Source organism: Campylobacter sp. US53 (assembly GCF_004378995.1).
GTDB lineage: Bacteria > Campylobacterota > Campylobacteria > Campylobacterales > Campylobacteraceae > Campylobacter_D > Campylobacter_D jejuni.
This window is the reverse complement of record NZ_RYYH01000006.1, coordinates 1-12,346: the sequence shown is the minus strand read 5'-3', so window position 1 is coordinate 12,346 and position 12,346 is coordinate 1. Positions and strand designations below refer to the sequence as shown.

Below are 12,346 nucleotides of genomic sequence, written 5' to 3'. Positions count from 1 at the left end.
TTATGCCTTTTTGTAGCATTCTTCTAGTTTTTTATAAATAGTATCAAAATCAAGCTCTTGTTCTAAAATTTGAGCTAAAACTTCATTGTCTTCTTTGCCATTCCAAGTTTTTTTATAGCTACCATCTTTGTAACCATTGTTTTGTCTAAAGATATTTAAAACATTTTTACCTATGTAGGTTTTATAAAGAATTTCAAGATTAAGCCCACATTTAATAGCTAGGGTAAAATAGGTTGAAAGTAATTCTTCAAGATTAAATCCAAAACCACTGCATTTATGGATAATAAGCTCTATATCATTTAAAATGCCATAAATATCACTCTCATTAGGATGCTCTTCTTCTTTACAAAAATCTTGAAACACACTTACAGCATTAACTTCTGTGGCTATAGCTTTCAAATCTTTTCCATTTTTATCGCGATACTCTTCAAGCAAAAGACTTAAGATAAAATGCCAAATATCAACAATCTCTATACGTACATTTTCCCAATTTGTCGGACTTGAAATGTTTTTCCAATGTTTCCATGCAAAAGAGTCTATAAGTTCTGCACATTCCATATAAATACAGCGTCTCCAACTGATCAGTTTCCCTTCTTTGGTGTAGCCATTTTCCCAATTTAAGCCGTTTGTTTCGTCGTTAAGTTTTTGTTGGAGTTTGAGCATATTTTCTAAAATTTCGATATTTGTCATTTAAAACTCCTTGATAATTTTTAATATTATATGATTTAAGCGTAAAGATTTAAACTATCATCTGTCTTATCTTGATTTTCCTTGGCTTTTTCTTGTTGTTTTTCAAGTTGTTTTTTCATTTGTTCTAAAACTTCATCAAGAAGTTTTTTGCTATCTTCAAGCATAGAAGTATTGATATCTTTATCATTTGTTTGATTTTGTTTTAGCAAATCACTGAGTTTATTTGTAAAATTATTCATAATAGCATTTTGATGGTTTTCATCATTTGGTGTTGGTAGAACATTTGCCATTTGCATAGCTGATTCTATAATTTCTTTTGGTTTTAACTCTCCGACTTTAGAATTTGCTAAAAAGTCTTTGATCATAGGTTCAACTTCTTTCATAGCATTTTTAATCTCATCAAGATCATTTTGTGTGAGCTTAGAGCCTTCAAAAGTAAAGCTAAAGCCATACTGACGCTTAAGATTAAGAGTTTTACCTTCTTCATTATTTGCATAACTTACGCTTTGATTGTCATACATAGATAAGGCTAAATGTTTGCCACTTTTTGTTGTATAATCCATCGAAAAACTTTGGTTTTTGCTAGCATCAATTTGCATTTCTTCCCCTTATATTTATAGTTTATAAAATTATAATCGGTTATTTTTAAAAATATTTTAGTATAATTTTACAATATGGATGAAAGAATTTTAGAATTTATAAAAAATGAGCAGCTTTTATCTTGGGCTATGATTGATAAAAAAGGTGTTTATACAGCTAGTGCTTTTTATGTTTTTGATGAGAAGAATTTAGCTTTTATTATCGCTTCTTATGAAGATACTAAGCATATAAGATTAGCTAGTGAAAATTCAAGTATAGCACTTAATATAGCCAAAGAAAGCAAAATAGCTTTTTTAAAAGGTGTGCAAGCTAAGGCCGAGTTTAAAATGGCAAGCAAGGAGCAAATGAAAATTTATTTTTCTAAATTCCCCTTTGCTAAACTTGATAAAAGTGCAAAAATTTATGCCTTAGAGCTTTTTTGGCTTAAATTTACTAACAATGCTTTAGGACTTAGTAAAAAACTTGAGTTTTGTAAAAAATAAATTTTTATGATTTTGTTTAAAAAAATGAGTTATGATTATAGTTTATGTAAATTGTTAGGTATAGAAAATAAATGTTAAATGTAATTCACGCTTTATTTTTTAGAGAGTTAAAAACTAGATTTGGCAAAAATAGGTATCTTGGGTATATATGGGTAGTTGGAGAGCCTATGAGTGTTGTGCTTTTGGTGACTATTATAGGAACTGTTATTAGAGAATATCATCATCAAGTTATGCCTGAAGGAATTTCTATTTTTATGTTTTTAATTTCAGGCATTATGCCTTTTTTTATGTTTAGAAGTATAGTTACTCAACTTATGAATGGAATAGGAGCAAATTTATCTTTATTTGCCTATAAACCTGTAAAGCCTATACATGTATTTATTGCTAGAACTTTGCTTGAATTTTGTATTTATTTTGTGATTTTTATCACTGTACTTTTTTTTGCAGGGTGGTTCTTTAGACTCGATGTATTTCCTATCCATTTACTCGGAGTTTTATTTTGTATTTTTTTACTTATATGCTCAGCTTTTGCTTTGGGGATTTGTTTTGCTATTGTTTGGCATTTTGTAGAGCCTTTAAGAACTTTATTAGCTTATTTTAGTATAGTATTTTATTGGAGTTCTGGGATTATATTTCCCACCTGGTTAACTCCTCGTCCTTTACTTGATATATTATATTATAATCCTTTACTTCATATTTTTGAACTTTTAAGATTTAATTTTTTTGAAAATTATCCTTTGCAAGATGAATATAGTTATTTTTATGCTATATTTTGGATTTTACTTGTTTTATTTATAGGGCTTTTTATTTACTACTATAATAGACAAGCTCTAACGGCGGCAAAAAAAGAATGATAAAGCTAATTAATCTAACTAAATCTTATCCTTTATTTAGTGGTGGAAGGCATTATGTTTTTAAAAATTTTACTTTTGAATTTCCTGAAAATTGTAGCATAGGTTTAATGGGATATAATGGCGCAGGCAAGTCCACTCTCATGAGACTTTTAAGCGGAGCAGAGCTTCCTGATAGTGGCAAGATAATTACTAATAAAAAATTATCCTGGCCTTTGGGTTTAAATGGAGCTTTTCAAGGTTCTTTAACTGCCAGAGATAATGCTAAATTTGTAGCTAGGGTGTATGGATACAAGGGTAAAGAACTTCAAGAAAAAGTAAAATTTGTGGAAGATTTTGCTGAAATAGGAAAATTTTTTGATGAGCCTATGAAGACTTATTCTTCGGGAATGAGTGCTAGAATAGCTTTTGGACTTAGTATGGCTTTTGATTTTGATTATTATTTGATCGATGAAGCTGGAGCTGTTGGAGATCCTGCTTTTAGGGAAAAAAGTGTGAAATTATATAGAGAAAGATTAAGCAAATCAAAAGTGATTATGGTATCTCATAATGTATCTGAAATTAAAGAATGGTGTGATAAAATAATTTATATGAAAAATGGACAAATTACAGTTTATGATGATGTAGATGAAGGAATAGCTGTATATCAAGGAAAAGCTTAATGGAAGAAAATAAAACTTTATTAGAAAAAATCAAAGATTTAAGCATATTTGATTCTTTTAAAATTGTTTGGTTTATAATGATTTTTGTTGTGATTTATTATACATTGATTGCAGCACCAAGATATGTAAGCACGATGATTTTAGATGTTAGATCAACAAGTGGAGAAAGTGTTCAAACAAGTGGAATCTTGTCTTTGCTTAGTAACACTTCTACGGCAAGTGAAGATTTAAATTATCTAAAAGGTTATATAGAATCAAGTGATATGTTAAAGATTTTGGATGAAAAAATCAAACTTAAAAATCTTTATCAAGAACAACATATAGATTTACCTTTTAAAATTTGGGATTCAAGCTCGATAGAATCTTATCTTAAATACTACCAAGCAAGAGTTAAGGTTCATACGGATGAAACCACTAAACTTTTAAAAGTTGAAGTAGAGGGTTTTACACCTAAATCAGCTCATTTGATTGCTCAAACTATTATGCAAGAAAGCGAAAAGTTTATTAATGAAATCTCTCATAAAGCAGCTAGAGAGCAAATGGCTTTTGCTGAAAATGAAGTACAAAAATACAAAGAACGATATCAAAAAGCACAAAATGATTTGATTGCTTTTCAAAATAAATATGGAGTTTTCGATCCTTTAAAGCAAGCTGAAACTAAAGCAAGTTTGGTTGCACAAATTGAGGCTAATTTAGCTCAAAAAGAAGCTAAACTTTTAACTTTACAAAGCTATATGAATGACGCAGCACCTGAAGTAGTAGCGCTTAAAGCAGAAATTGAAGCGATTAAAAAACAGCTTTTAAGGGAAAAATCTAAAATTTCAGCTAACAATTCTTCTCAAAAGCTTAATGATTTGGCTGCTAAATTTCAGGATTTAACTATAGAAGCTACTTTTGCGCAAAAAGCTTATGAAGCAGCTTTAAAAGCTTATGAAAGTGCTAGAATAGAAGCATTAAGAAAAATAAAACAACTTGTCATCATCCAAAGTCCAGATATTCCAGAAAGCGCAAAATATCCTGAAAGAATTTATGATATTTTAACAGCATTTATTGTATTATCTTTGATTTTTGGGATTATTAAATTTATTAAAATGATAATAGAGGAGCATAAGTATTAAAATGAAAAAAATATTAATTTTATTTTTTAGTTGTATTTTATGTTTTGGAGCTGTGGATGTTTCACAAATCATTTCAGCAGAGGATCAAGGTTCTACTACAACTAGCATAGATCAAAATTTAAGCTCAAACTATGATATAGCAAATAAAGAAAATAATCTTACAAAAATTCATCAAATTTTAGTATTTGGTGCTCATCTTTTTAATGGAAATTTTAAAAATTATAATCAAAGAGTTTATAACCCAGATTATAAGATCGCAGTCGGTGATCAAATCAGTCTTAAAATTTGGGGAGCTGTGGAGTTTGAGCAAGTTTTAGTGGTGGATTCTCAAGGAAATATTTTTATCCCTAAAGTAGGAGCTGTAAATTTACTAGGTGTGAAAAATAGCGCCCTTGTAAGTGTTATAAAAGCACGTGTTAATAAAATCTATAAAAGCAATGTTTTTGTTTATGCAGATATGAATGCTTATCAAAATGTCAGTGTTTTTGTAACAGGAAGTGTTAATGTTCCAGGACTTTATCAAGGACTTAGTTCGGATTCAGTGATACAGTATCTTGATAAAGCAGGGGGTATAAATTTAGAATATGGAAGTTTTAGAGATATTCAAATTTTGCGCAATAATAGCGTGATAAAAAATATCGATTTGTATGATTTTTTGCTAAAAGGGCAAATGGATCTTTTTCCTTTTAGAAGTGGAGATGTTATCTTGGTAGGAAATGTTCAAAATTACGCTTTTGTTGATGGCGATGTGCAAAGACCTTTTCGTTTTGAACTTTCAAATGATATTAAAACTTTAGCTGACTTAGCTAGAATATCAGGTGCTAAACCTATCGTGACTAATGCTATCGTAAAAAGTTATGGTGAAGATCATAAACTTGATGTCAGTGCTTATAATAAAATGCAATTTTCAAAAGTTTTGCTTAGAACGGGAGATGAGGTAGAATTTCATCCTGAGTATGTTTCTGAAAATATAACTATAAGTGTAAATGGTGAGCATAATGGTTTAAAAACTTTAGTTGTGGGTAAAGGAGCGACTTTAGAAGATATTTCTAAACTAATCAAGGTTAATCCACAATCAAACATGCAAGCTTTGCAAGTATTTAGAAAAAGTGTAGCTAGAACTCAAAAAGAACTTATCAATGCTCAGCTTAAAGAGCTTGAAACTCTAGCTTTAACTAGCAGTTCTGTTACAGCTCAAGGCGCAGCTATAAGAGCCCAACAAGCAAAAACGATTTTAGAATTTATCCAAAGAGCTAAGCAGGTAGAGCCTAAGGGTCAAATTGTCATCGATAATCCAAAGTCTTATAATTCGGTTATTTTAGAAGATGGTGATACTATTAATGTGCCAAGCAAGAATAACCTTGTTATAGTTCAAGGCGAAGTTTCTTTACCTGGGGCTTTTGTGTATGATAAAGGAAAAGATTTAAGATATTATATCAATCTTGCAGGAGGTTATGGAGAAAGAGCAGACACTTCAAAAGTTTTGGTGATACGAAGCAATGGAAAAGCTGAAAAATATCATAGTGGTATAGATATGAAACCAGGCGATTCTGTGTTGGTATTGCCAAAAGTGGATAGTGAGAATTTGCAAATTTTTTCAATGTTGACTCAAATTCTTTATCAGATTGCTATCGCAACCAATGTTGTGCTTAATCTTTAAGGTTTAAAAATGAACACTCTTGAAATAGCCAAAGAAGTCTTTGAAAAAGAAGTACAAGCTATTTTGGATTTGGCTAAAAATTTAGATGAAAATTTCAATCAAGCTGTGAATTTGATGCTAAATACCAAAGGGCGTTGTATAGTTAGTGGAATGGGTAAATCAGGTCATATAGGTGCTAAGATAGCAGCTACTTTAGCAAGCACAGGAACACCAAGCTTTTTCATCCATCCAGGAGAGGCTTTGCATGGAGATCTTGGAATGTTAACTCCTGAAGATGTTTTAATTGCTATTTCAAATTCAGGAGAAACTGAAGAAATTTTAAAAATCATTCCTGCTATAAAAAAGCGTAAAATTCCACTAATAGTAATGTGTGGTAAAAAAAATTCTACCCTTGTAAAGCAAGGCGATATATTTTTAAATATAGCTGTGGAAAAGGAAGCTTGTCCTTTGCAGCTTGCTCCTATGTCTTCGACAACGGCAACTTTGGTTATGGGAGATGCTTTAGCTGCTGCTTTGATGAAGGTAAGAAATTTCAAGCCTGATGATTTTGCTCTTTTTCATCCAGGGGGGAGTTTGGGGCGTAAGCTTTTAACCAAGGTAAAAGATCTTATGGTTTCAAGTAACCTTCCTATAGTGCATCCTGATACCGAATTTAACGATCTTGTTGATGTGATGACTAGTGGAAAACTAGGGCTTTGTGTCGTACTTGAGAATGAAAAATTAGTGGGTATCATCACTGATGGGGATTTGCGTCGTGCTTTAAAAGCAAGCGATAAACCAAGGTTTGATTTTAAGGCTAAAGAAATCATGAGTACAAATCCTAAAGTAGTTGATGCTGATGCTATGGCAAGTGAAGCAGAGGAGATCATGTTAAAATATAAAATCAAAGAAATTATAGTAGGGAAAGAAGAAAGAGTTGTAGGGATTATCCAACTTTATGCTATAGGAAATGTTTAATGGCTCTTTTATCTGTTATTATCCCTTTTGGTTTAAGTAAAGAGCGTCCTTATATAGAAGAAAGGGTTATTGAAAGAGCAAAATATTTTAAAAGTGATGAGAATATAGAATTTATTTTCGTTGAAGGATATTCATCTTTAGAAAATAACTTAAAACAAATCATAGAAAATAGTGGTCATATTTATTTAAAAGATAAAGACCAAAAAGATTATTTTTCCCAGGGAAAATGTAGAAATTTGGGCGCTGTTTATGCAAATTCTAAAGTTATAATGTTTTTGGATGCGGATTGTTATATTTCTTTGGATAGTTTTGAAAAAATTTTAAAACTAATTCAAATTAAAAATATTTCTCAAAATATCAATGCTTTGATAGTTTTACCTGTAGTGTATCTTAATAAACAAGCTAATGAAAAATTAAAGCAATACGATGATAAATTTTGGGATATTTTAATACAAGAGGATTTATTTACAGCAAAAAATACTTGGGTAAAATTTTTTGCCCCAAGTTCTACTTCAAGTATTGTGATAAATAAATATCAGTTTTTAAGATTGGGCGGAAATGATGAAAATTTTATCGGACACGGTTATGAAGATTTTGATCTTTTTGTTAGAATTTTAAAAGCTTGTGTGAGTTTTGAAAAAATGCCTACTAATTTAAGCTATGATGCTAGAAATTGGAATTTTTTTAACTTTAAAGGTTTTAGATCTTGGTTTTCATTGCTTGGTTATGAAGCTTGTTTTTATGGAATTTATATGTATCACTTTTATCATATAGAGCCCAATCAAAATGCTTATATGCAAAATAAAGATAAGAATCATCGGCTTTTTTATAAACATTTAAAAAATATCAAAAAACACGATTTAAAACCTTTGCAAGTTTTTAAAGCCAAAGGTGAAAAAGTTTTAATGCTTTTTAAAGATCAAAATTATGATTTTAAGGATATTAGTGTTTATGTGGGAGAAATCATTTATAAAAATATAAGTGATTTTTTCATAGATAAAGAGTTAAAATATGAACTTTTTTTGGATTTTTTACAACAAGAAAAAATCACTAAAATATTTTTGGATGTAAGTATAAAACTACAATTTAATGGTATAGATTATTGTGATATTTTTTATTTTCAAAAAGGGATTTTGCCTCATTCTTGGTTTTTTGCAAAAAATTTAGATTTAGATTATAAACAAGATTTGAATTTAAGCGAGCAAAAACTTTATCAAGTGAAAGAATATTTCTTAACTTTAAAGGAGGATGAAAAAAAAGTTATCTTGGATTTTTTAAGTCAAAATAATGATGATAAGTATGATTTGTATGAAATGCTTTATTATTTGATTAACGAGCTTTATAGTTTTGAGCATGATGGGATTTTTTATCAAATCATCATTGATAAAGAAAAAATGCTGATGGCACAAAAACATGATAAAAGCTTTTATCCTTTAAGATCTTTTGTTTATAAACCTTATTTGCATGAGCTTAAGAGTATAAGACCTTTTTTATTTTTGATGAAAATTTTAGGTTTAGAGTATCTTGGTGCTATGATTTCACATACTAAATTTTATCGCTTGGCAAGAAAATTGTTTTTTAATCCTAAGGGATTTTTTGAGGATTTAAGAGTTAAAAAGGCTAGAAATTGATATGTTGTTAAAAGTAAAGTATAAAAAAAATATATCTTTCTTCTTTAAAAGTTTGTTAATTTCCCTGCAAAATTTTCTAAAACAATTTAAACCTAAAAAATACAAAGCTTATAATAAATATGTCATAGTTTCAGCAGTTTATAATGTAGAAAAATATTTAGATGATTTTTTTAAGTCTATAATCAATCAAAGATTAGATTTTAAAAATAATATTTATCTAATTTGCATTGATGATGGTTCTACTGATAATTCAGCTAATATCATTAAAAAATATCAAAAAAAATACCCAAAAAATATTATCTATCTATACAAAGAAAATGGCGGTCAGGCAAGTGCGAGGAATTTAGGTTTAAAATATTTAAAAGAAAATGATTTAAATATTCTTTGGGTAACCTTTACTGATCCTGATGATTTTTTAGATAGGGATTATTTTTATGAGGCAGATAGTTTTTTAAAAAAACAAAATGATATAGCTATGGTGGCTACAAATATTATTTTTTATAGAGAAAAAAGAAAGATTTTATATAAAGATACTCATGCTTTAAATTTTAAATTCAAAAGACAAAAAAGTGTTTATGATAATATAAAATTAAATGAAAATATTCAACTTTCGGTTGCATCATGTTTTCTAAGATGTGATTATCTTAAAGATACTTTTTTTGATGAAAATTTGATCTTAAATTTTGAAGATGGAAAATTTATTAATATTTATTTATTTAAAAATTTAAATCTAAAATCTGTATTTTTAAAAAATGCAAGATATTTTTATAGAAAAAGATTTGATAAAAGTTCCACTTTAGATAAAAAAAATGAAAATAAATTTTACTATTTGGAAATTTTAGAAAAAGGATATTTGGAGCTTTTAAATTTCGTAGCAAAGCAAGATAAAATTCCTATTTTCATACAAAATGTTATTTTGTATGAACTATTTTGGCAGGTGCAAGAACTGGTTAATCATCCTGAAAAATTATCTTTTATGAATCAAGCTAAAATTCATAAATATCTTGATTTACTTGATCAAATTTTTTATTTTATTGATAAGCAGAGTTTAATAAAATTTAATTTTAATCCTTTTTTGTTTTTATACAAAATGGGATTTTTACATTGTTTTAAAAAAGAAAAAGTACCTATAGATAAAGTTTTTATTGAACAAATAGATAATAAAAATGATGAAATTTTGATTAAATTTTATACTGCAGATATTAATGATGAAGTTAAAATGCTTTTTGATGATAAGTCAGCTAAAATTATTTGTTCAAAAATTAGACAATATGATTTTTTAAACCGAGTTTTTATTTATGAAAGAAGAATTTGGCTTAAATTTTTTATAAATGCTAAAAATATGATTTGTTTTATTAATGATAAAAAGATTGACATAATCTATCAAGAAAAAAAGTGTACTTTTTATGATATTTTTTATGAGATTAAAAAATTAAAAAAAAGAAGAGCTAAAAATAAATCATTGTGGCTTTTTGCTGATATGCCTTTTAGGGCTGATGATAATGCTGAACATTTATATCGTTATGTTATGAAAAATCATCCTGAGAAAAATATCACCTTTGTCCTTAGAAAAAATTCTCATGATTACAAAAGGCTAAAAAAAGAAGGTTTTAAACTGATTGATCCGAAAAGTTTTAAATTTAAATATTTGGTTTTTAAGGCTGATAAACTCATTTCATCACATATTGATAGGTATTTTTTTGAAGCTTTGGGGGAAAATACTTTAAAGACTAAAGATTTCATATTTTTACAACATGGGATCACAAAAGATGATTTATCTTCTTGGTTGAATCAAAGAAAAATTGATTTATTTATTACTGGAATGCAAGATGAGTATGACTCTATAGCAGGAGATTTTAATCGTTATAAATTTACCCCCAAAGAGGTAAAATTAACAGGATTTCCTAGATGGGATGCTTTGCTTAAAAATAATCAAATAAACACTAAACAAATTATTATTATGCCTACTTGGAGAGAATATATAGTAGGTTCTTATAGTAAAAAATTAATGAAAAGAAGATTTAATCCAAAATTTTATGAAAGTGAGTATTTTTATAGATGGGGTTCTTTTTTACACAGTAAAAAATTACAAGAACTACATGAAAAATATAATTACAAAATAGTTTTTAGTCCTCATCCACAAATTAGACCTTATTTGGAAGGTTTTAATTTACCAAATTATATTATAATACCTTCTGCTAAAATGAGTATGCAAAAGCTTTTTTGTGAATCATCTTTAATGATAACAGATTATTCAAGTGTGGCTTTTGAGATGGCTGTTTTAAAAAAGCCCGTGATTTATTATCAATTTGATAAAGATGAGTTATTTGCAAAACATACTTATACTCAAGGTTATTTTGACTATAACAAAGATGGATTTGGAATTGTAGTTTTAGATATAGATAATCTCTTATATGAATTAAAAATGAAGCTACAAAACCATAGTTTTAAAAATAATTTTTTAACCCCTAAGGCAAATTCTTTAGAAAAAGTTACACAAGCAATTTTATCCATCTAACTCCTTGCACATCTTTTCAAATTCTTGATAGTATTTCCATGATGCTACTATATCTGGGCGATGTTGTTTGATAAATAAAAGATGCTCATCAAATACTTTTTTACATTTTAGTTTTATTTTTTTATCTCCTTTCATAAAATTAATTATGTTTATTTCTTTTATTTTTTTATTTTCTAAAATTTGTTTTTGTTGATTAATACTATCAACTAATGCTATAACCCTACTTTTAATTTCTTTTTTGAATGTTAATTCATTAACAAAAATGTCATAAAAGTCTTTTTTTATATAAAATGCAATACCTTTTAATATTTTTTTCTCACATTCTGAAAAAAAATAATGAGTTACATTGATACAATGACCTTCTGGAGCTTTTTCCCAAGGAGTTAACCAATTATTCCATAGTATCACTCCAGAATCAACTATAGAAATCCAACTTTCATCTATAACAAACAAATCAATATTTTTATATATATTCAAAGTAAGTGGCAACAAACTTACATTATCGTTAACTGCTTTTTTCTCAAATTTTGTTTTATCTATCATATTTGGTATGTTAATAGATAAAAAATTACACATTTTTTCAATTGTTATAAATGTTTTTGGTCCGACTATATCATCCATATTGACAATAAAATGTTTTTGAGTATTTACCAAGGCCTTTTTGAGCTGAGAATCATGAAATAAAGTTAATCTATGATTTAAAAAATATTCTATTGAATTTAAATCGACGGTAAAATTCCAATCACCCATTGTGACAAGTTTTGAACATATATATTTAAAATTAGCATTTACATCAAAATATCTTACTGCTTTATGATAAGGACGTAATAAATTTAAACAAGATTTCAATATACTTATGGGATCTCTTGTTATATGAACACCTGGTATTTTTGGCAATAAAAAATAAAATTTCTTATGATGGTGATAATTTCTTAAAGAAATATATTTAAAATCGAAATTCGTAACAAATGAAAAATCATACATATTTTTAAAAATTTGAACAATATTTGAATCATCAATAGGAGTCCCAACACCACCACCATTTAAAAATCTTAAAAAATTAGCAAATGCGGTACCGCCTGTACCATGCGAACACCAATACACAAACTTATACCCATCAGGTAAAGGTAAATTCATCTCCCAAGCAAGTTCAGCTGGTATATTATGATAATTGATT

At 27.9% G+C, this 12,346-nt stretch carries 11 protein-coding genes; 8 read left to right on the top strand and 3 right to left on the bottom strand.

What is annotated here, in order from left to right:
- Both dut and ciaI read right to left on the bottom strand, forming a co-directional pair.
- A complete protein-coding gene (gene dut, locus ELQ05_RS05500) occupies nt 1-690 on the bottom strand; it encodes a dUTPase (protein ID WP_088303587.1) in 690 nt (229 codons plus the stop codon).
- Nucleotides 691-725: 35 nt separating this feature from the next.
- Nucleotides 726-1,289 (bottom strand): intracellular survival protein CiaI, encoded by a 564-nt coding sequence (gene ciaI / locus ELQ05_RS05495; RefSeq protein ID WP_002923685.1) that lies wholly within the window; start codon nt 1,287-1,289, stop codon nt 726-728.
- Between the two features lie 75 nt (nt 1,290-1,364).
- Here ciaI and ELQ05_RS05490 point away from each other — a divergent pair, with 75 nt between their 5' ends.
- From ELQ05_RS05490 to ELQ05_RS05455, 8 genes are all read left to right on the top strand, one after another.
- Nucleotides 1,365-1,772, top strand: coding sequence for a hypothetical protein (locus ELQ05_RS05490; protein ID WP_088303586.1), 408 nt, complete (start codon nt 1,365-1,367; stop codon nt 1,770-1,772).
- A 71-nt stretch (nt 1,773-1,843) separates the two neighbouring features.
- Nucleotides 1,844-2,626: a capsule polysaccharide transporter KpsM gene (kpsM, locus tag ELQ05_RS05485; RefSeq protein ID WP_134239992.1), complete on the top strand. Its 783-nt coding sequence runs from the start codon at nt 1,844-1,846 to the stop codon at nt 2,624-2,626.
- A complete protein-coding gene (locus ELQ05_RS05480; protein ID WP_134239991.1) occupies nt 2,623-3,285 on the top strand; it encodes an ABC transporter ATP-binding protein in 663 nt (220 codons plus the stop codon). Before kpsM ends, ELQ05_RS05480 begins: the two co-directional genes overlap by 4 nt.
- Entirely contained in the window at nt 3,285-4,403 is a 1,119-nt protein-coding gene (locus tag ELQ05_RS05475; RefSeq protein WP_134239990.1) for a capsule biosynthesis protein, read from the top strand. Before ELQ05_RS05480 ends, ELQ05_RS05475 begins: the two co-directional genes overlap by 1 nt.
- A gap of 1 nt (nt 4,404) precedes the next feature.
- Complete coding sequence (locus tag ELQ05_RS05470) at nt 4,405-6,063, top strand: polysaccharide biosynthesis/export family protein (protein ID WP_134239989.1); 1,659 nt, start codon at nt 4,405-4,407, stop codon at nt 6,061-6,063.
- 9 nt (nt 6,064-6,072) lie between these two features.
- On the top strand, nt 6,073-7,020 hold the full coding sequence (locus ELQ05_RS05465; RefSeq protein WP_134239988.1) for an SIS domain-containing protein: 948 nt from the start codon (nt 6,073-6,075) through the stop codon (nt 7,018-7,020).
- A complete protein-coding gene (locus ELQ05_RS05460; protein WP_134239987.1) occupies nt 7,020-8,651 on the top strand; it encodes a glycosyltransferase in 1,632 nt (543 codons plus the stop codon). The genes ELQ05_RS05465 and ELQ05_RS05460 overlap by 1 nt, the downstream gene beginning before the upstream one ends.
- A gap of 1 nt (nt 8,652) precedes the next feature.
- Nucleotides 8,653-11,169 (top strand): CDP-glycerol glycerophosphotransferase family protein, encoded by a 2,517-nt coding sequence (locus ELQ05_RS05455; RefSeq protein ID WP_134239986.1) that lies wholly within the window; start codon nt 8,653-8,655, stop codon nt 11,167-11,169.
- Here the strand turns inward: ELQ05_RS05455 and ELQ05_RS05450 are convergent.
- A partial coding sequence (locus ELQ05_RS05450; protein ID WP_134239985.1) for a DUF2972 domain-containing protein occupies nt 11,158-12,346 on the bottom strand: 1,189 nt, incomplete at its 5' end. The two genes, ELQ05_RS05455 and ELQ05_RS05450, sit on opposite strands and share 12 nt — an antisense overlap.